Source organism: Paraburkholderia sp. UCT2 (assembly GCF_014397665.1).
Classification (GTDB): Bacteria; Pseudomonadota; Gammaproteobacteria; order Burkholderiales; family Burkholderiaceae; genus Paraburkholderia; species Paraburkholderia tuberum.
Window position 1 is genome coordinate 161753 of the sequence record NZ_VZQO01000009.1, and the last position, 22796, is coordinate 184548.

The 22796-nt window shown below is 60.7% G+C and carries 21 protein-coding genes and 4 pseudogenes; 17 read left to right on the forward strand and 8 right to left on the reverse strand.

Annotation, left to right across the window (positions count from 1 at the left end; all coding sequences use genetic code 11):
• The first annotated feature begins 20 nt into the window (after positions 1-20).
• The 5 genes from F6X39_RS10365 to F6X39_RS36705 all read left to right on the forward strand — a co-directional run bounded on the left by F6X39_RS10365 (position 21) and on the right by F6X39_RS36705 (position 5291).
• A complete protein-coding gene (locus F6X39_RS10365) occupies positions 21-719 on the forward strand; it encodes a fumarylacetoacetate hydrolase family protein (protein WP_187616539.1) in 699 nt (232 codons plus the stop codon).
• Positions 720-921: 202 nt separating this feature from the next.
• On the forward strand, positions 922-1233 hold the full coding sequence (locus F6X39_RS10370; RefSeq protein ID WP_187616540.1) for a non-heme iron oxygenase ferredoxin subunit: 312 nt from the start codon (positions 922-924) through the stop codon (positions 1231-1233).
• 62 nt (positions 1234-1295) lie between these two features.
• Positions 1296-1934: a maleylacetoacetate isomerase gene (gene maiA, locus F6X39_RS10375; RefSeq protein ID WP_187616541.1), complete on the forward strand. Its 639-nt coding sequence runs from the start codon at positions 1296-1298 to the stop codon at positions 1932-1934.
• Positions 1935-2161: 227 nt separating this feature from the next.
• Positions 2162-3301 carry a porin gene (locus tag F6X39_RS10380; protein ID WP_187616542.1) on the forward strand — a complete coding sequence of 380 codons (1140 nt, stop codon included), beginning with the start codon at positions 2162-2164 and terminating at the stop codon, positions 3299-3301.
• Positions 3302-4106: 805 nt separating this feature from the next.
• On the forward strand, positions 4107-5291 hold the full coding sequence (locus tag F6X39_RS36705; RefSeq protein ID WP_316251676.1) for a methyl-accepting chemotaxis protein: 1185 nt from the start codon (positions 4107-4109) through the stop codon (positions 5289-5291).
• 438 nt (positions 5292-5729) lie between these two features.
• On the opposite strand, the gene F6X39_RS10390 is transcribed toward F6X39_RS36705, so the two are convergent.
• Positions 5730-6677, reverse strand: a complete 948-nt coding sequence (locus tag F6X39_RS10390; protein ID WP_187616544.1) for a LysR family transcriptional regulator — start codon at positions 6675-6677, stop codon at positions 5730-5732.
• Positions 6678-6865: 188 nt separating this feature from the next.
• Here F6X39_RS10390 and F6X39_RS10395 point away from each other — a divergent pair, with 188 nt between their 5' ends.
• The 3 genes and pseudogenes from F6X39_RS10395 to F6X39_RS10405 all read left to right on the forward strand — a co-directional run.
• Entirely contained in the window at positions 6866-7507 is a 642-nt protein-coding gene (locus F6X39_RS10395; protein WP_187616545.1) for a dienelactone hydrolase family protein, read from the forward strand.
• Positions 7508-7541: 34 nt separating this feature from the next.
• A complete protein-coding gene (locus tag F6X39_RS10400) occupies positions 7542-8120 on the forward strand; it encodes a cupin domain-containing protein (protein ID WP_187616546.1) in 579 nt (192 codons plus the stop codon).
• Between the two features lie 92 nt (positions 8121-8212).
• A pseudogene (locus F6X39_RS10405) lies at positions 8213-8927 on the forward strand (transposase); the annotation flags it as partial.
• 272 nt (positions 8928-9199) lie between these two features.
• Here F6X39_RS10405 and F6X39_RS10410 read toward each other — a convergent pair.
• Positions 9200-9817, reverse strand: coding sequence for a LysE family translocator (locus tag F6X39_RS10410; protein WP_106282940.1), 618 nt, complete (start codon positions 9815-9817; stop codon positions 9200-9202).
• Positions 9818-10047: 230 nt separating this feature from the next.
• Positions 10048-10683, reverse strand: a complete 636-nt coding sequence (locus F6X39_RS10415) for a TetR/AcrR family transcriptional regulator (protein WP_187616547.1) — start codon at positions 10681-10683, stop codon at positions 10048-10050.
• A 93-nt stretch (positions 10684-10776) separates the two neighbouring features.
• On the opposite strand from F6X39_RS10415, the gene F6X39_RS10420 reads away from it, so the two are divergent.
• Entirely contained in the window at positions 10777-11550 is a 774-nt protein-coding gene (locus tag F6X39_RS10420) for an SDR family oxidoreductase (protein ID WP_187616548.1), read from the forward strand.
• Between the two features lie 173 nt (positions 11551-11723).
• On the opposite strand, the gene F6X39_RS36710 is transcribed toward F6X39_RS10420, so the two are convergent.
• From F6X39_RS36710 to F6X39_RS36720, 3 genes and pseudogenes are all read right to left on the reverse strand, one after another.
• Positions 11724-11903 (reverse strand): helix-turn-helix domain-containing protein, encoded by a 180-nt coding sequence (locus tag F6X39_RS36710; protein WP_262413829.1) that lies wholly within the window; start codon positions 11901-11903, stop codon positions 11724-11726.
• Entirely contained in the window at positions 11904-12131 is a 228-nt protein-coding gene (locus tag F6X39_RS36715) for an AraC family transcriptional regulator (RefSeq protein WP_262413846.1), read from the reverse strand. It lies immediately after the preceding gene.
• Positions 12108-12617: pseudogene (locus F6X39_RS36720) on the reverse strand (AraC family transcriptional regulator); the annotation flags it as partial. The gene F6X39_RS36715 and the pseudogene F6X39_RS36720, both read right to left, overlap by 24 nt.
• Before the next feature lie 168 nt (positions 12618-12785).
• Between F6X39_RS36720 and F6X39_RS10430 the strand changes: the two are divergent.
• Positions 12786-13541: pseudogene (locus F6X39_RS10430) on the forward strand (SDR family NAD(P)-dependent oxidoreductase).
• A gap of 52 nt (positions 13542-13593) precedes the next feature.
• Here the strand turns inward: F6X39_RS10430 and F6X39_RS10435 are convergent.
• Positions 13594-14091: a LysR family transcriptional regulator gene (locus F6X39_RS10435; RefSeq protein WP_262413847.1), complete on the reverse strand. Its 498-nt coding sequence runs from the start codon at positions 14089-14091 to the stop codon at positions 13594-13596.
• 124 nt (positions 14092-14215) lie between these two features.
• On the opposite strand from F6X39_RS10435, the gene F6X39_RS10440 reads away from it, so the two are divergent.
• The 3 genes and pseudogenes from F6X39_RS10440 to F6X39_RS10450 all read left to right on the forward strand — a co-directional run bounded on the left by F6X39_RS10440 (position 14216) and on the right by F6X39_RS10450 (position 16324).
• Positions 14216-14737 (forward strand): LysE family translocator, encoded by a 522-nt coding sequence (locus F6X39_RS10440; RefSeq protein ID WP_262413830.1) that lies wholly within the window; start codon positions 14216-14218, stop codon positions 14735-14737.
• Positions 14734-15834, forward strand: a complete 1101-nt coding sequence (locus tag F6X39_RS10445; protein WP_187616549.1) for an NADH:flavin oxidoreductase/NADH oxidase — start codon at positions 14734-14736, stop codon at positions 15832-15834. Before F6X39_RS10440 ends, F6X39_RS10445 begins: the two co-directional genes overlap by 4 nt.
• A 162-nt stretch (positions 15835-15996) precedes the next feature.
• Positions 15997-16324, forward strand: a pseudogene (locus F6X39_RS10450) (cupin domain-containing protein).
• A gap of 85 nt (positions 16325-16409) precedes the next feature.
• Here the strand turns inward: F6X39_RS10450 and F6X39_RS10455 are convergent.
• Complete coding sequence (locus F6X39_RS10455) at positions 16410-17087, reverse strand: TetR/AcrR family transcriptional regulator (RefSeq protein ID WP_187616550.1); 678 nt, start codon at positions 17085-17087, stop codon at positions 16410-16412.
• A gap of 311 nt (positions 17088-17398) precedes the next feature.
• Between F6X39_RS10455 and F6X39_RS37360 the strand changes: the two genes are divergently transcribed.
• Genes F6X39_RS37360 through F6X39_RS10475 form a run of 4 tightly spaced genes read left to right on the forward strand, consistent with a single transcriptional unit; the run spans position 17399 to position 22780 of the window.
• Entirely contained in the window at positions 17399-17809 is a 411-nt protein-coding gene (locus F6X39_RS37360; protein ID WP_187616551.1) for a Zn-ribbon domain-containing OB-fold protein, read from the forward strand.
• Positions 17806-18978, forward strand: a complete 1173-nt coding sequence (locus tag F6X39_RS10465; RefSeq protein ID WP_187616552.1) for a thiolase family protein — start codon at positions 17806-17808, stop codon at positions 18976-18978. The genes F6X39_RS37360 and F6X39_RS10465 overlap by 4 nt, the downstream gene beginning before the upstream one ends.
• A 3-nt stretch (positions 18979-18981) precedes the next feature.
• Positions 18982-19848 (forward strand): FAD binding domain-containing protein, encoded by an 867-nt coding sequence (locus F6X39_RS10470; protein WP_187616553.1) that lies wholly within the window; start codon positions 18982-18984, stop codon positions 19846-19848.
• Positions 19849-19855: 7 nt separating this feature from the next.
• Positions 19856-22780, forward strand: coding sequence for a molybdopterin-dependent oxidoreductase (locus F6X39_RS10475; RefSeq protein ID WP_187616554.1), 2925 nt, complete (start codon positions 19856-19858; stop codon positions 22778-22780).
• Positions 22781-22796: the final 16 nt, after the last annotated feature.

Consider the following 22796-nt stretch of genomic DNA (forward strand, 5'->3'; position numbering starts at 1 on the left):
AAGTGCTACCGGAGAAGTAAATGGAATATGCAGTGAGCCCCGCCACCGTCTACACGCTGGCTGTTGCTGGCCGACCCGAAACGTTCCCGGTCAACCGGGTCTTCTGCGTCGGCCGCAACTACGCCGCGCATGCGCGTGAGATGGGAAAGGATCCGGAACGCGATGCACCGTTCTTTTTCATGAAGCCTGCAAACGCAGTGGTCCAGGCTGGTGAGGCGGAGACCCGGATTCCTTACCCCCCAAAAACGAGCAACTTTCACCATGAAATCGAGCTGGTTGTCGCCATCGGCAAGGGTGGCTCCGATATCCCGGTCGGTCAGGCGCTTGAACACGTCTATGGGTATGCGGTCGGCCTGGACATGACTCGCCGCGATCTCCAACTCGAGGCGCGCGACAAGGGGCGTCCCTGGGAATTCGGCAAGTCGTTCGCCAGGTCGGCACCCATCGGCCCCATTCAGCCAGCCGCGGATCTGAGTGAATTGTCGTCAGCGGCCATCACGCTGACGGTCAACGGTCAGTCGCGACAGTCCTCAGACATCTCGAAACTCATCTGGTCAGTGGCGGAGTGCATCGCGTATCTCTCGCAGTATGACGCGCTCGAGCCGGGCGACATCATCATGACCGGCACGCCGGAGGGTGTGAATGCCGTGCAAGAGGGCGACGTGATGCATGGCTTCATCGACCGTCTGGGCGCGATTGTGGTGCGTGTTGGGCAGTAAGGGCGACGGCGCCGTACATGAGGGGCATGAGAAGGAGATGGGTGCCTTGCCCTGGCTGGCCTGAATCCATCTTCTGCCGGGGATTACTGGTGCTGGTGCGTGTCCCAGGATCACGGGAATCCCGACCTGGCGATTCAAGGCGCACCGTTATTGCCGCGATTCGTCATTGTCTCCGGCAGTTTGGCGATCTGAGGTGCTTATCGTGCAGAAGTGGATAAGGCTGGTCGCAGTAACAGACGTTCCGAAGCACGGCGCCATTGTGGCGGAAGTGGGCAACCGCGGATTCACGGTCTTCAACGTCGATAACGGCCTGTTCGTGACTGACAACATCTGTAGTCGTGGGCTTGTACAGATCTGCGACGGCTATCTGGATATCCACGAACTCGAACGTCCGTTTTATCAGGAAGAGGTCAAAGCGCGCCACATGAAGGCGCTGTGCGAGCCGCTTAAGGAAGATCTGCGAATCCGGCCGACTCGGGTGGATGGTGACGACCTCTTCGTCGCGCTCGGATGAGACTGCCTCGGCAACAGGCTCCCAAACTTCCGGCTATCCCACAATTCGAGTAACCAATCGTTATGAAACTGTATAGCTATTTCCGTAGTTCGTCTGCGTATCGCGTGCGCATAGCATGCAACCTCAAGAGCCAGCCGTATGAATATGTTGCGATTCATCTGAACCGTAACGGTGGTGAGCAGTATTCGGACAGCTTTGTCAAGGTCAATCCGCAGCAAACGGTGCCGGTGGTGCAGGACGGCACACTCGTGCTTTCACAATCGCTCGCCATTATCGAGTACCTGGACGAGCGCTATCCCAACCGGCCGCTACTACCGGAATCCATTGAAGGGCGCGCGCGGGTCAGGGCGCTCTCGCAGTACATCGCCTGCGAGATTCATCCGCTCAACAACCTTCGTATCCTGAAGTTCCTCACGGGACAGATGGCACTATCGGAAGAACAGAAGCTGGGCTGGATCCGGCACTGGCTGGAGACCGGGCTCTCCGTGCTTGAACGGGAGCTCGCCGGCGAGGGCGATGGCTTCTGTTACGGCGATACACCAACGATGGCCGACTGCTGTCTGGTGCCCCAGCTCTACAATGCGCGGCGTTTTGGCGTGGATGTGGCCCGATTCCCGGCGATTCAGGCCATCGATGAGCGCTGCCAGTGGATCGAAGCATTCCAGGCAGCACATCCCGACAGGCAGCCTGATTCCGAATAGTGCCGTAAAGATATCCATGTAGAGGAGAAGCGTGACATCGTGCCGGATGCTGGTTGTTCCGGTCGGAAACAATTCACGATTCTTTAAAGAAATATCTATAAGGACTCCTGTTGATAAAGTCACGATTGCGATCATTCCCGTGACTGCTACAGCAGGAGGCCGCCCTGACAATGTTGGCTGTAGGGCATTACAAGAAACATATTCGACCCGAAACAAAGGTGGAGACGATGAGGAAGTACGCAATAGGGGCGACGGCCGTGCTGCTGTGCGGAGTAACGGGTACGGCACAGGCCCAGAGTGGTGTGACGCTGTATGGTCTGCTCGATACGGGCGTGGAGTACCTGACGCATGCGAACGTAAAGGGCGACCGGCTGGTACGCATGCCGGCAATTACGGGGGTCTATCCGTCGCGCTGGGGGTTCAAGGGTGCCGAGGACCTGGGCGGCGGCCTGAAGGCCACCTTCGTGCTGGAAAGTGGTTTTGGTGTAGGCAATGGCAATTCGCTGCAGGGCGGGCGTCTGTTCGGCCGTCAGGCCTGGGTCGGGCTCAGCGGTCGCTACGGGACCCTGTCGTTCGGACGTCAGTACACGATGACCACCTGGGCGCTGGCCGACAATGACATCATAGGTCCGGACATCTACGGGATGGGGTCGCTTGACTCGTACATCCCGAACGCGAGAGCCGACAACAGCGTTGTCTACAAGGTCACGATGGGTCAGTTCACGGCGGGGGCAGCCTGGTCGTTCGGCCGCGACGCGGCCGGGACCGGCAATTCCCCCGGGCAGGGGACCTGTGCCGGGTCTGTGGCGGGCGACTTCCGGCAGTGTACGGACTGGTCTGCACTCCTGAGGTATGACGCGGGTTCGTTCGGGGTCGCGGCGTCGTATGAAGAACAGCGCGGCGGGGCGAACGCCGCGTTCAACTTCTTCGATGGCGTTGCGCCGGCCCCATTCACGGGCAGTGGCGGCAAGGACGCGCGCGCGCAGGCCAACGTGTATGTGCAGTTGTTTGGCGTCAAGTTCGACGCGGGCTGGCTGGGCCGCCATGTATCGTCCGGGTCCGCGGCCGTCGCCAGTGTGCGCTCTGACATGTTCTTTGCCGGGGCACAATATTTCATCACGCCATTCGTCGAGCTGGACGGCGAGGCGTTTCGCATCATCAACACCCAGCACGACACCCGTGCGACGATGGCGACCGTGCGAGCGATCTATCTGCTGTCAAAGCGAAGCGGGGTGTATGCGCAGGGTACCTATCTTGCCAACAGCGCGCACGCCCGATATAGCGCCAGCTCGGGTGGTCCCGGCGCCACACCCGGACCCGGGATGAACCAGACGGGTGTCATGCTGGGCATGTTCCATCAGTTCTGACGATCCTCGCGGCAAGGCCCCCGGTATACGCGTTCGTTCTTTCATCCCGCCGGGAGCCGGCAAAGCGTCGTTCCCACCCGCGTCGACCGGGGCACGATTCGGCTCACGCCTGACTGGTTTCGTGTATGCGCAGCGGATCGTGACCATCCGTACGACCGAAAGGGTTGCGTCACAGCTATGGCTATGCAACTGTCGCATCAAGCGATACGAGGAGAAGTTGATGGGATGTGCGGAAAAGTCGCCGCGGTTGATGGTTGCGTACTGGCTCGCTTAGGACCCCGCCATGCGGGTCCGGGTCAGCGCGTTCAAAAACAGACGGTCACGCCGCGAGTGCTACGTCTGCGTCGAGACATTGAGGACCGCAGGTCCGGTTGCCATGTTTCTTTCGTCACCAGGACGGCATTTGGCGCATGTTCCCACCTGGCCCGGAACGGCCAGCGATGCGTGCCGCGTAGATTGCCATGTTTTGCGGTCGAATCTCGCAAGCCCGGCCCGCTGATAGGCCGGGACAGGATGATCGTTGGAGGATTGTCCGATGCGGCCTGCGCGCATTTTCTCGCGCGGGCCGAACCGGCTTGCGACGCGCAGGGAAACGCGAATGCAGAAATCTGCATCAGGGCCATAAATGAAGCGTCGGTGCGCGTTGGGGGACAGTCCTCTGGAGTCGGTCCCGACCTGTCGTGTCCCCGATACCAACCTAGCAGACTGGTTGCCTGCGACGCTCGCATCGGCACGCGCAATGGCACGTCAGCAAAAGATACAACCCTCTCATCGTCCTCGCATCATCTGTCACGAAGGAAGCGAAGTGCAGAAATCTGCTCTCACAATCAGGCTCAAGTTAATGATCGCGTTCGGCACCTGCGCAACACTGATGTGCGCCGTCGGGCTGGTGGGAATTCTCGGGTTATGGCATCTGGATGGGCACGCGCCTGCGTCATACCGCCTGCTGCTCACACCGCTCATCGCGGTGGCATTGACAGGGTGCGTCATCACAGTCAGTGGTGGCATTCACCTGCATCGAGTGGTATGCGGCGGGCTGAACCGCATGAGCACCAGATTTGAGGAGATTGCGACGACGCTCGACCTGTCCATGCGCGCCAGGAGTCCACGCATGGACGAGTTCGGCCGCGCGGCGGTTGCGTTCGACAGGCTGATGCGTCGGGTAGAAGAAGCCATGTCCGCCGTGCATCTGTCGACCGATTCAGTTGCGACGGCAACGCGCGAAATCGCGGCCGGCAATCTTGACCTGTCCGTCCGTACCGAGGAACAGGCTTCGTCCCTGGATGAGACCGCGTCCAACGTGACGCAACTGGCCGGGACGGTCAGGCAGAACGCCGAGAACGCGTATCAGGCGCAGGCACTGGCCTCGGACGCCACGGATATCGCCGCTACAGGCGATGACGTGGTCCAGGCCATGGTGGGTACCATAGAGAAAATCAGTGGCAGCTCGAACCGGATCTCCGAAATCACAGGCGTGATTGAAGGGATCGCATTCCAGACCAATATTCTCGCCCTCAATGCCGCGGTGGAGGCTGCGCGCGCCGGCGAACAGGGCCGGGGCTTTGCGGTGGTGGCGAGCGAGGTTCGAAGCCTCGCGCAGCGATCGGCCGGCGCCGCCAGAGAAATCAAGGACCTGATTGCTTCGTCTGTCGCCACGATCCGCGAGGGCTCGCATCAAGCCATTGAAGTCAGCACGGCCATGAGCGAGATCAAACGTGCCACGAAGCGGGTTTCCGACATTGTCAGTGAGATCGCTGGAGCGTCGGAGGAGCAGGGTCGCGGCATCGAACAGGTGAATCAGGCCGTCATCGAGATGGACCTGTTCACGCAGCAGAACGCGGCGCTCGTCGAGCAGGCGGCCGCAGCGGCCCAGTCGCTGGAGGATCAGGCAGCACAACTGAGGATCGCCGTCTCGTCATTCAGGCTCACCGACGCTTTCGGTAACGGTCTGCGTGCCACAGATGGTGTCGACACCATCGCGATGCGATGACGTCGCGCCCGGGTTCGCCCATGGCGTTCCCGCGGCCCGAGAATTATTCAGGACCGGGGCAAGGCAATGCGCAGTCCAGCCTTCCGGGCGGGCGGGGCGGGCGAATTTGAGCGCCCCGGGGGGCTGTATCGGCATGTTGCGGCTTGTCGGGCATGTCGGCGTATGAGCCAGTTCCCCTGTGCATGCGACTCCCTATGGCGACGCGCACGAATCGGACACCTCGTTTCCAGGGCCGCCTTCAGGCTGAGGAAACAGCGGAGTGTGGCTGGGATGAGCCTGCCGCTGGTGCACGCCTTTGCACCCGCCCGCACTGCAGTGCGCGGCCGCCGGCGTGCAAAGAACCAGCCCGCATACTTGCTGACCCTGATAGCCGGGTCCCCCGCTGTCCCGAAGCGTTCCAATCCCCGTGTGCGGGCTGCCGGTGTTGAAACACCGACGTCACTCCAGAGCATGACCGAATCCGCTGAACCCGGAGGCAAAGATGGGCTGCATCGCGCGGGGCAGCAGGTCGCGCAGCCAGCGTGTGGCCATGTCATCGTGCAGCCGCTCGTGCCACAGCAATTCGATGGTCGGCTTCGGCAGACGCACGGGTGACGCAAAGATCTTCACCGGCGCGACCCCGAGCATCACTTCGGCCAGCGGTCGTGGAATGGTGGCGATCATCTCGCTCGAGGCGATGATGAATGGCAGTGCCAGGAAATGCGGTATCCGCGCACCGATCTGATGGACTAGGCCGAGACGTTGCAGCGTCGACTCGACCACGTAGTGACCCGTCCCCTGTGCCTGCGCGACTGCGTGTCGCTCCCTCATGAAGTCAGTCCGCGAAAGCTTGCGTCCAATGCGCGGATGGTCCGCGCTGACGATGCAGACGTACTCGCTCCTGAATAGCGGCTTGTGAAGCAGGCTAGTGTGAAGCGCGGGATTGAATTCGACCGCAAGATCGGCCGTGCCGTCACGTAGCGCCGAAAGCACCGTTTCGGTCGGTAGCTCGATCGTCCTGAAGCTGACGAAGGGCGCCTCCTTCCGGCAGATATCGATGATGCGGGGCAGGATAATGGCCGCGGCGATGTCGGTCATGACGATCGTGAATTCCTTGCGGCTCGTGTGCGCATCGAACCGGTCGCGCATCTCGAGTCCCTGTTCGAGCGCGGTCAGTGCCTGCGCGATCCGGTCGGCCAGGGTCTGCGCGAGGGGCGTCGGCATGACCCCGCCGGCACACCGGACGAACAGCCGGTCATTGAAGTGCTCGCGCAACGCCCGTAACGCGTGACTGACGGATGGCTGCGAGACACCGAGCTTCTCCGCGGCGCGGGAGACGTTCCGATGCTCCCAGATCGCACGGAAGACGAGGAGCAGGTTCAGGTCCAGGGAGGGGTGATTATTCATTCGGAGAATAGTGAAAACTAAATCATCCACATTGTGCCATGAAGCTTTTGCGATGACACTCCTATTCAACAAGGACAGGTACCCCCATGAACAGCACTGATATCCAGCAGGTTTCGTTTCCCGGTGGCGCCTCATGCCGCCTTCTGCCGCCGGCTCCAGGTACGCAGGCAGGACCGGCGCTCGTCGTGATGCTTGCGGCGATCGCGGGCGTCAACGACTACATCGTTGGCCGCGCGAAGGATCTGGCCGCGGACGGCTATACGGTCGCCGTGCTCGACTATTTTGGCCGGGAAGGCGCGGCTCCGGACATTTCCACGCCGCAGCTGATCGGTGAGGCCGTCGCGTCGCTGGACGATGCACGCGTGCTCGCGGATCTGGGCGAAATCCTGGCGTGGGCGCACACCGAGGGCTTCCCGCTGTCAAAAACTGGCCTGCTTGGTTTCTGTATCGGCGGCACCTATGCCGCGCTGGCGGCGGCACAGTACGCGGTGGGATGTGCGGTCGACTATTACGGTCAGCTTAGCTATGCATCGCGCACTGAGCGCAAGCCGGTTGCACCGGTCGATGTGGTGGATTCGTTGAAGGCGCCCCTGCTGTGTCATTACGGCGACTGGGATCGCCTTGTCAGCCGGGAGGAGATCAACGGATTTATCGGCCAGTTGCGCGCGGCCCAGAAGCCGTATGAGCTTTTCATCTATCGGGGCGCGCCGCATGCGTTCGACGAGTGGTTCCGGTCCGCCGTGTTCCGGCCGGCCGCGTCGAAGGCGGCCTGGCAGCGCACCCGGACCTTCCTGAACTGGTATCTGTGCGGACACGTTGATCCGCACTAGCCCGACCTTTCCCCTTTCTTTTACGGAGACAAACATGAGCCAGGACAACGCAGTCAAACACGAGACGTCACCCGTGACGGAAGTCGTCGACCGGACCGAGTGGGCGCAGATGATGACGGACGACGAATACTATCCGTTCCTCGTCAAGAAGAACCTGCGCCCGGCAATCTGGCGCTGGCAGGATGTGACGGAGCGGCTAGACGTCGTGATGAAAGATCCGCTGCGCAACGCCGATCGCCGCTTCATCTCGCTGGTTCACGGCGATACAGGCGAAGCGGGTGGCGTGTTCCCGTCGATCTTCCTCGGCATCCAGGGTATCAATCCGGGCGAGCACATCATCGCCCACCGTCATAACTCCTACGCGCTCTACCACATCGTGCAGGGCGAGGGCTATTCGATCCTGGACGGCAAGCGCTTCGACTGGAAGCGCGGCGACACATTCGCCTGCCCGCCGATGGCCAGCCATGAGCACATCAATACGGGCACCGAGCCCGCCATCCAGTACGTGATCCAGGACATGCCGGCGCGCGCGATGGAACGCAACCTGATCTGGGAAGAGCCCATGGGCCACGTCTTCCACATGGTGGAGGGAAATCGCCCGCATCAACCGTGACGTAGTGGCCGTAACGGCACCTCGCAGTAGGTGCCGTTTTCATATCAAGAGGAGGAGACCCGGCATGTCAGAACTGAAGGTGGGCATCGGCGCGAGGAACAGGAATTGTCGGCTATAACGTCCAGACGGCAGTTGATACGAAGCACCATCTGATCGCCGCGCATGTGGTCACCAACGACGGCATTGATCGTGACCGGTTGACGTCGATGGCGAAGCTTGCCCGTACTGAGATGGGCGTGCCCAGGCTCACTGCAGTTGCGGATCGCGGCTATTACAAGAGCGAAGAGATACTTGCGTGTCACGAGGCAGGAATAACCGTGTTCGTCCCGAAGACCTTAACATCGAGCGCAACGGCTGATGGCCGCTTCGGCAAGGACGACTTCATCTACAACGCAAAGACGAACGAATATCGGTGCCCGGCAGGCGAGCGGCTCATCTGGCGATTCTCGACCATTGAGCGTGGCCTGAAGATCAGTAAGTACTGGAGTTCAAACTGCCAGCAATGCTCGCTAAAAGCACAATGCACGCCGGGCCCCTCAACGTCGCGTGACGCGCTGGGAGCACGAAGCTGTTCTTGATGAGATGCAGGTGCGACTTGATCATGCGCCCGAGATGATGCGCATCCGGCGACAGACTGTCGAGCATCCATTCGGCACGATCAAGGCATGGATGGGCGCTACTCATTTTCTGACACGGACCATGGAGCGGGTGAGCACGGAGATGAGCCTGCACGTGCTGGCGTACAATATGAAGCGGGTGATCAAACTACTCGGTTCAGAAGCGATTATGAAGGCGATGCGGGCGTGACGCCCGGACGGGCTTGTTGAGCTTCGTGATGCGTGCGGCTGTGATTTGACGTTCGGCTTGCCGCAATCGACAAGCGGCGATCCGCGCCGAGACAGGTTTCGTCAATTCCTAGGGGCCACGCGTTTTGACACGCTCTGGGCCGACCGGTGCCTCATGCGACTTGCATATCGAGCTGGCTTCCGCCGCGAAGGCGGACGGCTGTACGCGACCCGCAAGGGACGGTCGCCCACACGCAAAGCGGCCGTTCAGATAGGCTCCGCCGGGCGCTTTTGTTAACGAAATGCCTGCCGGATTCCCAGCGCAATCATGAGCCCTCCACATGTGAGGTCGATCCATGCCTTCGCGCGACGATACGCCGTCGCAATCGCCACGTGCGATAGAACGAGCGCGACTGCTCCGTACCAGCACGTCGCTGATGCACCGACAGTAGCAAGCATTGCGAAGAACGTCGGCATGGAAACGTGGGCGGGCACCGCTGAGGAAAACACTGCCGCATAAAAGGCGATGGACTTCGGGTTCGCGATATTTGTCGCGATACCTTGCAGGAACGCGGCACGAAACAGAGGCGTCTTCGTTGGGTAATGTGCTCCTGACGGGGTTGCCCGTGCCGACACAACGAGCCGCAGCCCGAACCAGATCAGATAGGCCGCGCCAGCAAGCCTTACGCCGGCAGCGAGCCACGGGAAAATAGCGAACACCATTCCGATACCAAGGATGGCGCAAGTCGCCCAGAACAGATTCACCGTCACGATTCCGGCGACAAGCGCGAGCGCATCGGAGCGTCTACCGGCTACCGCCTTGTGAGTGACTGCGACGAAGTTCGGCCCGGGTATAACGGCAGCTGCCGCATAGACAGAAAAGACTGTCGCAATAGCAGACCAATCGACCATTTGTAGCCTCGGTGAATTGTGGTTGTACAAAACGTGGAGTTGCTCCATCGGCCACTATTCTGAAGCAATTCACGACTGACTGCTGTTGGCCGGACTCCGACCCCGGCCGGCCCGGACGGGGTGACCGCAGACCGCTCCGCTGCGGACGCCACCGCTAGGCCCGCGGCCGACCCCGTTGCTTGATTGACTCAGGTACCGCCCATGTCGTGTTTGCCGAAAGTGAACCGCACTCACGAAACCGGGTTCTGGCGATGAGCTTGAGGCCGGGGCCATGCCGACAACGCAACATCAGCCAGCCGCTTCAGTGTTGCCCTGCTTGCCCCGTCACAGGCTTGTGCGGACATGCCTTGCGCCACTGCGCCATAAAAGCGTGCGAGCGCTTCGGTGTCGGTGTCAGTGGCAAGCTCACCTTCGGCTACGGCACGGTCGAAGCGTGCCTTGATGGCCTGTAGCCCAAGCTCCCGCCGTGCGGCCACGGTCTGGGCGACGGACTCGCTCTTTTCAGCATGTTGAAGAACAGCAGTCGAAATCATGCAGCCGCGCGGCCTTCCCGGGTCGGTAAAGCGTGCCGCGGCGTCGTGCAGGTAGAACGCTATCGCATCGTAGGCCGGCATGGTTCCGTGCAGCGCTTCCAGCCACTGCTTGTTCTCACGCTCGCTGATATGGTCGAGCGCCTGTCTGTAAAGATCCTCCTTCGAGCCGAACGTTGCGTAGAGGGACGGCGGCGGGACACCCATGGCCCCGGTCAGGTCGGCTATCGAGGTGCCTTCATATCCATGTTCCCAGAACAGCCGCGCGGCGATATCGAGCCCCACTTCGCGATCCAGCAACCTCGGTCTGCCACGTTTCCGGGCGGGTCCGTTCATTTTTGTATCGATTCCTATAAAATGCGTTGACAAGGCTCTTCCGGCGTTATTATTATAACGATCCCTATTCAAATAGTCGAAACGGAGTTGTCAATGTCTGCAAGACTTTCAAACAAGGCAGCCCTTATAACCGGAAGCTCGCGTGGTATCGGCCGTGCTGTAGCACTGGCCATTGCGAGAGAAGGGGCCGCGCTCATCGGCGTGCACTACGGCAGCAATGCCGATGCGGCTTACGACACCATCCGCGAGATCGAGGCTCTCGGATCAAAAGCCATCGCGATCAAGGCGGACTTGAATCGCGGTAAAGAAGCAACGGATAGTATCTGGGAGCAGTTCAAGGCAGCCGCGATCGCCGCCACGGGCGAGCCTTGGCTTGACATTCTCGTCAACAATGCTGGCGTGGCACCGGCAATTCCCCTTTCTCAGACCAGTGAGTCCGTCTTCGACGAGATCATGACGGTCAACTTCAAGGCACCATTCTTCCTGATTCAGGCTGTTGCCGATCACATTCGCGACAATGGACGAATCATTAACGTTTCGACGGGTTTCACGCGTGTCGCGGCTCCGACGCATCCTGCCTACGCCGCGTCGAAAGGTGCCATTGAAACGCTGACGTTGGCGCTTGCCCCTGAGTTCGGTCCGCGCGGCATCACGGTGAATGCGGTCATGCCGGGTGTGACGGAGACTGACATGAATGCGGCGTGGATAACGGTACCGGAGGCGCGCGCCGGCGCGGAGGCTATGTCGGTGTTCTCGCGGGTGGGGCAACCTGCCGATGTGGCTGACGTCATCGCCTTCCTCGCATCGAATGAGGCACGCTGGACTACGGGACAGGTGATCGACGCGACGGGCGGTGCCCGGCTCTAGGCGTTCCCTCCGCCAGATAGAAAGATCGCACCAGCACACCAAGAACGGTGGACGTATCCGTTAGGGATTCTTCTAAACGGGAGGAATCGTGCGACTCGCTCGCATCCCCAAGACACCACCATGGGTGAAGCATCCTGGTGGTGTCTTGGGGATGCGAGTCCTTTTTCTGCCATTTAGGCGTACGCGCTGACAGCGCTCCTGGTCGCATCGGTGTCTTTGCCCGGCGGTAAACCGAACATTCGTCGGTATTCCCGCGTGAATTGCTGGACGCTTTCATAGCCTACTGAAAACGCCGCGCTGCTGGCTGACACGCCTTCCCACATCATCAGCCTGCGGGCCTCGATCAGGCGCAACTACTTCTGGAATTGCAGCGGCGACAACGAGGTCGCCGCCCGGAAGTGCTGGTAGAACGACGAAGAACTCATGCCGGCCGCTGACGCTAGGCGCTCGATCGGAAGCGATTGTGTGAACTCGGCGCGCAGCAAGGCGACGGCGCGCGCCACGCGCTGGGCGTGGCTTTCCGGCCAGCCGAGCTGGCGAATCACGGAGCCGTGCTTTCCGACCAGCAGCCAGTAGTGCATTTCACGCACGAGTTGCACTTGCAGAACCGGCAGTGCCGTGGGACGCTCGATCAAACGCATCAGGCGCAGCACCGCGTCGGCAACCTCGGAGTCGGACGGTTCGACCCGCACGGATGACCCTTGGGCCACTGGCCCTTACTTCATCTCCACGGCGAGTTCCGCGATGGCCGTCAGGTCCAGATCCAGCACCAGCGAGAAGTACGGTTCGGCGGAGCTGGCGCGCGTGATCTGGCTGACCGTCGGCACGTCGGACGTAATCAGCAGCGAATCGCCTGAGCTGAAGTCGAACGTCTGCGTCCCCATCGTCACTCTCTTGCTTCCTTGCAAGACAAGGCAGGCGAGCGGTCGGGAGATTGCGTAGTCGATCCCGCTCGGCTTCGTCGCCCGGATAGTAGTCAGGCCGGGAATGGGGGTTTGGGCCACGCCGGTCGGGCCAGCATACGCCTCGCCGTAGCGGCGCACCGCGTCAAGTAATATGTCACTCATACCTGCGTATCATGGTCTTTTTTCACATGGCCATCGTAGCGGGTTCAGGCGACTGGAGATACCACCTTCGGAGAAAAAGGCCAAGGACTCCGAGATTTAGGCAAAGGTGGTTGGCGCTCTCAGCAACAAAATGAACGCCTACTTCCACCACCTGCAAAGGAGTTAGCCATGAGCACGGTTTCCCTCGTCACGGGTTCCAGCCGCGGCCTCGGCCGCAATACCGCCCTGTCGATCGCCCGCAAAGGCGGCGACGTCATCATCACCTACCAGAGCCGCGAAGCAGAGGTCACGGCTGTCGTCGCCGAGATCGAGAAGCTGGGTCGCAAGGCGGTCGCCCTGCAACTCGATGCCAGCAACGCATCGACGTTCCCGGCCTTCGCTGAGCGGCTGAAGACCGTGCTGCGCCAGACCTGGCAGCGCGACAGCCTATGACCACCTGATCAACAATGCTGGCCATGGTGACGTTGCGCCGATCGCTGAGATGAGCGAGGAAGCGTTCGACAAACTGGTCAATGTGCACTTTAAGGGCGTGTTCTTCCTCACCCAGAAGCTGCTGTCGCTACTCGCCGATGGCGGCCGCATCGTGAACCTTTCCACTGGTCTGACCCGCGTGTCTGCCGAAGGGTGGTCGGCTTACGCCTCGGTCAAGGGGGCTATCGAAGTGCTCACCGTCTACATGGCGAAGGAATTGGGCCGCCGCAAGATCACGGTCAACGCCGTGGCACCGGGCGCGATCGAGACGGACTTCTTCGGTGGCCTGTGCGTGACACCCCGGAGTTCAACCAGTTCTTCGCGGACATGACCGCCTTGGGCCGCGTCGGCGCGGCTGACGACATCGGGCCGATGATCGCCAGCCTGCTGTCCGGGGACAACCGCTGGGTCAACGCGCAGCGCATCGAAGTGTCTGGCGGACAGGGCATCTGAGCACAAGAATGCCAGGCGCTTGCTGAGTTTCATCGAACGCCTGCTTCGTGAATCAGGTGAGCGGCACTCGCACCCCTTCTAATGCCGCCGCCGCACAGACCACTTCACCTTCGGCTTCGCTCGCGACATATTCGACCAACGACACGTCCACGCGACCGCTATTCACCGCTTCGCTCAGCTCTGGCGACGCCGCGCACACCAACGAAATTTCGACGTGCGGATGCGCGTCGGCGAATGCCTTCATCGCGGGCGCGAGCCGCGTCACGAGATCGTAAGGCACGCCCACACGCAAGGCGCCGCGCAACGGCTGGCCGGTCATGTCGGCCCAGATTTCATCGTTCAGCCGCAGCAGCTTGCGCGCCTTCACGAGAAACTGCTCGCCCTGGTGCGACAGTTCCAGCCGGCGCGTCTTGCGAACGAACAGAAGGCAATCCAGCACATCTTCGAGGCGCTTCACCTGTTGGCTCACGGCGCCTTGCGTCATGTGCAGCAGATTCGCGGCGACCGTCATGCTGCCGCTATCGGCGACGGCAACGAAGGTGCGGATCAGATCGAGATCGAGGTTTCGGCTCCTCTATGCATTATGGCGCGTAATGTACCGCATCAACATTATTAGCTTTCACGATGCTTCGACGATCCGTACAGTGCAAATTCGCTCATTCGATTTTGCACCGATGACCTCGATTCTGCCGCTTCTGCTCTTCGTCGCCGTCGCGACCGTGACGCCCGGCGGCGCGACCACGCTCGCCATCACCTCAGGCGCACGCTTTGGCTTCGTACGCTCGATACCGCTGATGCTGGGCATCGCGATGGGCCTCGCCTTGCTCGCTGCGCTCGGGCTTGGCGGCCTGCTTCTCACGCTGCCGTCGCTGCAAACGGCGGTGAGGGCGCTCGGCTCGGCGTATCTGCTGTGGCTCGCGTGGCGCATCGCGCGCAGCGGGCCGCCAAACGCGAACAACGGCCCCGCGCGGCCGGTTACGCTCGTCAACGGTTTCCTGCTGCTCTGGCTCAACCCGAAAGGCTGGGCGATGACGGTTGGCGCGGCGGCATCGTCTGACGCCGCGAACCTCGACGACTTCGACCGTGTCGCTGTGGCGGTCAGGAACGAAAAGCGCCTCGTCGACATCAGCGTGTCGCGCGCGGGTTTTACGAAGCACATCGACGGCGCTAAAACGCGCCGGAAGGAGTTGTTATGAGTCACCCAACGCTGTTCTCGCCGATACAAGTCGGCAACTTGAAATTAGCCAACCGGATCGTGATCGCCCCGATGGCCCAGTACTCGGCCGAAGACGGGCAGATGAGCGATTGGCACCTGATTCACCTCGGCCAGCTGGCGGTTTCAGGTGCGGCGGCGCTAACCATTGAGGGGACGGCGGTCACCCCCGAGGGACGCACCAGCTATGGTGACGTGGGGCTCTATTCGGACGAGTGCGAAGTCTCCATGGCACGAGTGCTGCAGGGCGTTCGGCGGTGGTCTGATACGCCGATTGGAATCCAGCTCAACCATGCTGGCCGAAAAGGGTCTCGACAAAAATTATGGGACGGCGGCGCACAGATTCCATATGTTCACGCAAATGGTTGGAACACCTACGGCCCATCCCCGGTCGCTTTTGTGGCCGGCGAGACACCTCCCACCGCCTTGGACCGCGATGGTCTGGCCGCAATTCGCGACGCCTTCGCGGCCGCAGCGCAACGCGCCTCCCGGCTTGAGTTGAATTTCATTCAAATCCTTGGTGGGCACGGCTATCTGCTCCATCAATTCCTCTCGCCTCTCTCAAACCACAGGGACGATGAGTACGGCGGCTCATTGGAAAACCGAATGCGTTTTCCACTCGAGGTTTTCGAAGCCGTGCGAGACGCATTTTCGCATGATCGCCCCGTTACGATGCGGATATCGGCTACTGATTGGGTGGACGGCGGGTGGTCCGTGCAGGACGCGATCGCCTTTGTCCACGCACTGGAGGCTAGAGGCTGTGCCGCGATCAATGTCTCGAGTGGTGGTTCGAACCCAGCCGCGCAAATTCCGATCGGGCCTGGCTATCAGGTTCCCTTCGCGCGAGCAGTGAAGCAGGAGACGACGCTCCCTGTCATCGCCGTCGGCATGATCACTGAGTTCGAACAAGCCGAATCCATTCTCAGCACGGGAGATGCCGATCTGATCGCGCTTGCTCGGGCCGTGCTCTTTGACCCTCGCTGGCCTTGGCACGCTGCGGCTCACTTTGGGGCTCAAGTCAGGGCGCCGAACCAGTATCTTCGCGCTCAACCCAGTCGGCTGCGAAAGGTGTTCGTTTGAATCCGTCTCGTCGAGAAGGGGGCAGTGAATTCGAAGTTCAACAACGTCCCGTTCTTGCAGGTGCCATCTAACGCGAAGACTCCCTAAGTTGAGTCTGGTGGACATGGCTCTGCTTGCGCTCGTGCTGCTCGCCATTTTCGCCTTTGCGACCGGGATATAGTCATGGCAATCCATCCGTTTGCCGAATCGTTCGACCTCGAAGCCGCGTTCGGCGACGTGGTCGAAATACTGGTCACCGAAAGTCGTCACGGAAGTCAACGATCAATACCTGAAGATTGAGAAAGTGCGCGGACATCTGAAGATCGAATACGAAGGCGGACGCGTCGTCGATTTGCAAGCGGGTTCGATGCACGTAGTCCCAAGGGGCACGTTGCGCAATCCGGTGGCCGATAGCGGGTGCTGGATCGTCCTGATCGAGCCCGTGCGGATGAAGCACACGGGCGATGTCGAGTCTACGTTGACGAGGATAATCGACGAACAGATGTGTTGATCAGGCTGATTGCTGTCTCTATAGGTATCGCGTAAAGGCGGAGCGCCGCCTCGTTCACCGTGGTGTAGGTGTCGCGACGCGTTATTCAATGCGCGTGATAGCGCGTCAGGAACGTGGAGACTGCGCTGCCGATGATCCTTTCAACGTCTTCGTCGGAGATCGCATGATCGATCCGCATTAGACGGGGAAAGTAAAGCGTTTCTCCCAACATGCCGATGAATTCGGCGCGTGCGAGCCGCACGTCGGCAATCTTCAGGCGGCCTTCTTCCACCCGCTTTGTCAACCAGGCGTCCGTTACGTCGCTGAAGAGATCTTTCGCGCGCTGGAAGCGAAGTGCCATGTCGGGAAAGCTTCGCACTTGAGCAATGACCAGCCGCATTGCGGCAATCATGCTGGGCTCGGAAACAAGCTCGTTGTATGCCCGGGCAATCTCGCGCAAGCCCGACTCGACCTCCGGGGGCACGGCGTGATCCTTCCAGCGTGCGAACAACTGATGGAAGAGATGGTCCATCGCATCGCTGAAGAGGATCTCCTTACCGGGAAAGTGCTTGTACAGGGTCGCATATGACACTGCCGCGCGATCGCCGATGGAATCCATCGTGGCCGCGTCATATCCGCTTTCCAGAAACGTTGCAATTGCGACGTCCAGTATCAGCGCGCGCTTTTCCCTGCTAACACGCTGCTGATACCCCTGTACGCCGTCCGGCGCGTGATTCTCTGCCCGCGAGAGGGCCGTCTTCTTTCCTGCCTTCGCTATTGCCACTTATAAGCTCCAAAACTATCGGTCTGCAAGGCATTCTGCCCTCCGTTGGAGAAACTCGCCAGCAAGCGAGGCCGCCGACGATTTTTCGGAATCAGATGGATGAGCAGACTTCGCGGCTCACGCTCTGCACTGACCGGTTGCCGATGCATCGGCAACAGCATATAGCGACGGCGCTCCCGACCAGCAGGCGGCATGTCGATTCTCTCTGAAGGCAACCGCGAGCACCGGGTTTGCCCTACCTTCCTGGCTGCCGCTTGCTAGTATAGTGTATTACACACTACACCATCCAAACGAACAGGAGTGGAGTCAGCGTGAACGGTTTCAGACGATTAGGGACAGCCTCAGTTGTAAGAGGCGGGAAGGGCTGGTCATTACTAGGGGTGAAGTGTTCCGATTGCGAAACGCCGATCTATCCGGTACTCACCGTGTGCCCACAATGCGGCGGTCGTGACTTCGTCGCGTCGCCGTTGCCGGCGATCGGCACCCTCTACTGCCACAGCGTGGTGCATATGGGACCACGAGGCGTCGACACGCCCTACACCGTCGGGTATGTGGACCTGAGCGATGGTCTGCGGGTCTTCGGGCGCATCGAAATGCACGTTGGCGCCGTACAGACGGGGCAGCAGCTCGAATTGCGAGTGCAACCAGCAAACAAACAAGCGAGCCAATTCATCTATTTCTTTACCGCGCCCGGTGAAATTTCTCAGCAGGAAAATTCATGAGCGTGACGAACGGTTTGAGGAGTGTGAGCGTCGTTGGCACAGGCACGATTCGTTTTGGACGTTTCCCGGAAGTGAGTCTTTCCCAACTCGCCGCGCCAGCGGTCATCGAGGCACTTGATGAAGCCGGAATCGATCGCCGACGCATCGGCGCAGTCTATTGCGGTACGGTATCCGGTGGTCCGTTGGCTGCCCAACGCATCGCACGGGAGACGGGGCTGACCGGCATCGAAGCGGCGAATTTCGAAAACGCCTGCTCGTCCTCAGCGAGCGCATTTCGGCACGCCTACCTCGCGATTGCCGCAGGTGCGGTGGATTGTGCAGTCGTGGTTGGAGTAGAGCAATTGACTCGTCTCGGAGCCGGGCCACTTGACCTGGGCGATGAGGATGTCGAGGCGGCGAACGGATTGACGATGCCGGCGCTGTATGCAATGCGCGCACAGCGCTACATGCATGAATTCGATTTATCAGCCCGCGATCTCGCGCAGATCGCTGTCAAGGCCAGGGCGAACGGAGCGCTCAACCCCTACGCACAGATCCGCAGCACCATCTCAGTGGATGAAGTGCTCAGCAGCCGGCAGGTGGCCTCGCCGCTGACTTTGCATCAGTGCTGCCCGCTCGGCGACGGCGCAGCCGCAGTGGTGCTTGAAGCCTCCGACCTTCCCATTGCGAATCGGCAAGGCGCCGTGAAGATTCTTGCGTCCCATCTGACGTCGGGCCGTTATATGCAGGGAGGGAGGGATATGACGACTCCCGAAGTCACGATGCGTTGCGCGAGCGAAACCTACGAATCCTGCGGTATCGGCCCTTCCGACATCGATCTCGTCGAGTGTCACGACGCATTCACCATCGCCGAATTGCTGTACTACGAAGCACTGGGTTTTGCCGCCCACGGAGACGGGGCGGGTTTGATCAGAGACGGTCAAACGTCGCTGAACGGACGTATCCCGTTCAACCCGTCCGGCGGTCTGCTCTGCAGGGGCCATCCGCTTGGAGCGTCAGGGATCGCGCAGATCGTCGAAATAACACGCCAGCTGCAGGGTCGCTGCGGCGCGCGGCAGGTCGCGCAAGACAAGCCACGCGGTCCACGAATCGGGCTGGCGCACATCACCGGTGGAGGCGCCTACGGCTTCGATCACGGTGCGTGCGCGATACACATTCTTGGAAGGTGAGAAATGAAGTCAGCATCCTTTACCTGGCACCGTCCGGAAAGCGTGGCGCGTGCCGTTGAGCTACTCTCCACGCTGGACAACGCACGCATCGTCGCTGGCGGACAGACGCTGATGCCGATGCTGGCCATGCGCTACGCGTATGTGGATCACCTGGTCGACGTGAACGCGATACCTGGCCTCGACGGGATAACGTTGGAAGGCGATGAGGTCTGCGTCGGCGCATTGGTTCGCCAGCGGGATATCGAGCAATCTCCTTTGATTCAGCAATACGCACCGCTGATGGTGGAGGCCTATCGATTGGTCGGCCATATTCAGACGCGCAATCGAGGCACTTTTGTCGGAAGCGTTTGCAATCTCGATCCGGCCTCGGAGCAGCCCGCTCTTGCCGAAATCTTCAATGCGACCATCGTCGCCGTGGGACCCGGTGGAGAGCGGCGCATCCCATTTCAAGAATTCGCGCGCGGCTTCATGACTACTTCGATCGAGCCGGACGAAATGGTGACGCAAATTCGCCTTCGTATCTGGAATCAGCCACACGGATATGCGTTCGAGGAATTCGCGCGCAGACATGGGGACTTCGCAATCGTCGGCGCCGCGGCCATGGTGTCGGTCGACGTAAATCACGCAATCACGCGCGCTGATGCGGTCCTGTGCGGGATGGGCAGCAAACCTTGTCGTCTGCAGCTTGACGACGTCCTCCAGGGACAGCAGCCCAGCGCCGGTCTGGCAAAGGCAGCAGCCAGCAGAGCAAGCTGGATTGACGCCCTTAGCGACACGAGCGCCAGTGCCGCATATCGGAAACGTCTCGCGTGGACCGTGACCGAGCGTGCGCTTGGGCGCGCGTTCGCTCGCGCATTGAACGCAAGCTGAGGGCATCATGGATCAGAAAATCGAAATCGTCGAACAGAGAAAGATTGCCTTCGAACTGAACGGACAGGCAATGACCTGCGACATCGACCCCAGAGTGACGCTCGGCGATTTTCTTCGTCACCAGCTTGGCAAGACGGGCACGCATTACGGCTGCGAGCATGGTGTTTGCGGGGCATGCACGGTACTGGTGGATGGACGTTCCATGCGCTCCTGCCTTCAGCTTTGTGGTCAGGTCGACGGGCGGACGGTCACAACTGTAGAGGGGCTGGCGAATACCGACGGCTCGCTCGGCATCCTGCAGCAGGCGTTTCAGGATCGCCATGCATTGCAGTGCGGATACTGCACGCCAGGCATGTTGACCACGCTAACGGAGTTTCTGCTAGCCAACCCCGACCCGTGCGAGGCCGAAGTTCGCGATGCGATCAGCGGGAACATCTGCCGCTGCACGGGCTACCAGGCCATAGTCGAAGCGGCGCTACTCGCGGCCGCCCGAATGCGCGGCGAGCCCGATCCCGTTTTCGGACTGGTTACCGCATACTCAAAAGACAGCGATCCCCCCTCGGATTCGAGCGTGGGTGCGCGATATGTCGGCAAACCCGTCAAGCGCACCGAAGACCCCGCGCTGCTCAAAGGCGAGGGGCAATTCGTCGACGATATCCACCTTCCCGGAACATTGCATTGCTGTTTCGTGCGATCGTCTCACGCGCACGCCCGCATCAAGCACATCGATACGGAAGCAGCAAAGGCCGTACCGGGCGTACACCATGTGTGGACATTCGCTGACCTGGATGAAGCACATCGGCGGCCAATTCCGGTCTTGGCACCAACGCACATGCTGAATGAGCCGCGCATGTGGTCGCCGTTGGCCGCGGACGAGGTGTGCTACGTCGGCGAGGCGATTGCCGTTGTCATTGCGGAAAGCCGGTACATCGCCGAAGACGCCGCTAACCTGGTGCAGATCGATTACGAGGTACTGCCGGTCGCCAGCGACATCAGGAAGATATTCGACCCGAATGCGCCACGGGCTCACAGCGACGTTCCCACAAACCTTCTCCTCGACATGCCGTTTGCTTTCGGCGAAGTCGACTCGGCCTTCGCGCGCGCCGCGCACGTGGTCAAGCGCGAGATATTCCATCATCGCGGTACTGCGCACCCGATGGAGTGCCGCGCGACCCTCGCGCGGCTAGATGCCGGTACCGGTGATTTGACCGTCTGGAATTCAGGCCAGGCGCCGCACCTCGAGAGACGTCTTCTCGCGCAAGCGCTCGGCTACGACGAAGCGAAGATCCGGGTCATCATGCCGGACGTCGGGGGGGCTTTCGGTCCCAAGGGCATCGCCTATCCGGAAGAGTTGGTCGTGGCATCGGCGGCACTCAAGCTGGGTGTGCCGGTCAAGTGGACCGAAGATCGGCGCGAGCACTTCCTGTGCATTACCCAGGAGCGCGATCAATTGTGGAATCTCGAGATGGCGCTCGACAAGAACGGAAAGATCCTCGGCGTGCGCGGCTCCGTGGTCCACGATAACGGTGCGTACGTGCCTTGGGGCATTGTCGTGCCGATTATCGCGGTGACCTCGTCGCTGGGTCCGTACGTCGTCCGGGCATTCGACGTGAAGCTGAAAGTGGCGTGCACGAACATGGTGCCCACCACGCCGGTGCGTGGCGCGGGACGGCCCAAAGCGGTATTCGCGATGGAGCGGATGCTCGATGCGGCAGCCGACCAGCTCGGCCTCGCCCGTCTGGAAATTCGACGCCGCAATTTCGTGCAGCCAGACCAGATGCCGTACAAGACTGGCCTGATATTCCGCGACGGTGCGCCGATGGTATATGACTCCGGCGACTATCCGGAGACTCAGGAAAAGGCCGTCGAGCTTGCCGATCTGGATGCGTTTCGCGCCCGTCAGAAGGACGCGCACGCGCAGCATCGGTATCTCGGGATTGGCTTTGCCAACTATGTCGAGGGTTGCGGCCTCGGCCCTTATGAAGGGGCGGAAGTCACGTTGCAAAACGACGGACGCATACACCTGGACGTCGGTGGTGCCGGTGCGCAAGGACAAGGAATGAAAACCATCTTTGCCCAGATCGCTGCCGATCAGCTCGGCGTCGAGATGGATGCCATTACGGTAGTCGTCGGCGATACGAGCAAGCTCGCAATGGGCATCGGGACATTCGCGAGCCGGATCACCGTCAACGCCGGAAATGCCATCCACATCGCATGCGGCAAGCTCGCTGGAAAAATCAGGGGGCTCGCCGCACACGCCCTTCGTGTTCCGCTGGATCAGATCGAGATCGCACGTGGCACCGCACGCGTGCGAGGTCAGCCGGAAAAGGCGTTGCCGCTTGGGCAAATCGCTCGAATGTCTTATGGGATACCTGGGTTCACGCTACCTGACGGGCTGGATGCGGGCATGACCGTCACGCATTATTTCTCCCCGAAAGCCAGCGTCTACGCCAACGGAACGGCGTTCGCGGAAGTCGAGGTGGATATCGGGACTGGCTACGTAAAGGTCTTGCGCTATGGCGTTGCACACGATTGCGGGACCGTGATCAATCCGATGCTCGTCGAGGGGCAAGTGATTGGCGCTATTTCCCATGGGATCGGAAATACGCTGCTCGAGCGCCACGGCTACGACGAGAATGCCCAGCCGCTTGCGACGAATTTTGCCGAGTTTCTGCTGCCTACCGCACTCGACATGCCATCCCACATAGAGATGGCGCATCTTGTTTCCCCCTCGCCGAACAACCCTCTCGGCGTCAAAGGGGCCGGGGAAGGCGGGACGATTCCTGCATCCGCGGCGATCGTCAGTGCCATTGAGGATGCGCTGAGCCGATGGTCAATTCGTTTTGACGAAACACCCGTGCTGCCTGAAATGATCTTTGATCGTCTGCATGCCGCTGGCGCGTACAGCGACGTCGCCCTCGACACACCTTGAACGAAGAACTTGCTGG

Coding starts and splice junctions, on each gene's coding strand:
- F6X39_RS10365 (WP_187616539.1), top strand. CDS start 21: ATGGAATATGCAGTGAGCCCCGCCACCGTCTACACGCTGGCTGTTGCT.
- maiA (WP_187616541.1), top strand. CDS start 1,296: ATGAAACTGTATAGCTATTTCCGTAGTTCGTCTGCGTATCGCGTGCGC.
- F6X39_RS10380 (WP_187616542.1), top strand. CDS start 2,162: ATGAGGAAGTACGCAATAGGGGCGACGGCCGTGCTGCTGTGCGGAGTA.
- F6X39_RS10390 (WP_187616544.1), bottom strand. CDS start 6,677: ATGAATAATCACCCCTCCCTGGACCTGAACCTGCTCCTCGTCTTCCGT.
- F6X39_RS10395 (WP_187616545.1), top strand. CDS start 6,866: ATGCTTGCGGCGATCGCGGGCGTCAACGACTACATCGTTGGCCGCGCG.
- F6X39_RS10400 (WP_187616546.1), top strand. CDS start 7,542: ATGAGCCAGGACAACGCAGTCAAACACGAGACGTCACCCGTGACGGAA.
- F6X39_RS10410 (WP_106282940.1), bottom strand. CDS start 9,817: ATGGTCGATTGGTCTGCTATTGCGACAGTCTTTTCTGTCTATGCGGCA.
- F6X39_RS10415 (WP_187616547.1), bottom strand. CDS start 10,683: ATGAACGGACCCGCCCGGAAACGTGGCAGACCGAGGTTGCTGGATCGC.
- F6X39_RS10420 (WP_187616548.1), top strand. CDS start 10,777: ATGTCTGCAAGACTTTCAAACAAGGCAGCCCTTATAACCGGAAGCTCG.
- F6X39_RS36715 (WP_262413846.1), bottom strand. CDS start 12,131: ATGCACTACTGGCTGCTGGTCGGAAAGCACGGCTCCGTGATTCGCCAG.
- F6X39_RS10440 (WP_262413830.1), top strand. CDS start 14,216: ATGACCTCGATTCTGCCGCTTCTGCTCTTCGTCGCCGTCGCGACCGTG.
- F6X39_RS10445 (WP_187616549.1), top strand. CDS start 14,734: ATGAGTCACCCAACGCTGTTCTCGCCGATACAAGTCGGCAACTTGAAA.
- F6X39_RS10465 (WP_187616552.1), top strand. CDS start 17,806: ATGAGCGTGACGAACGGTTTGAGGAGTGTGAGCGTCGTTGGCACAGGC.
- F6X39_RS10470 (WP_187616553.1), top strand. CDS start 18,982: ATGAAGTCAGCATCCTTTACCTGGCACCGTCCGGAAAGCGTGGCGCGT.
- F6X39_RS10475 (WP_187616554.1), top strand. CDS start 19,856: ATGGATCAGAAAATCGAAATCGTCGAACAGAGAAAGATTGCCTTCGAA.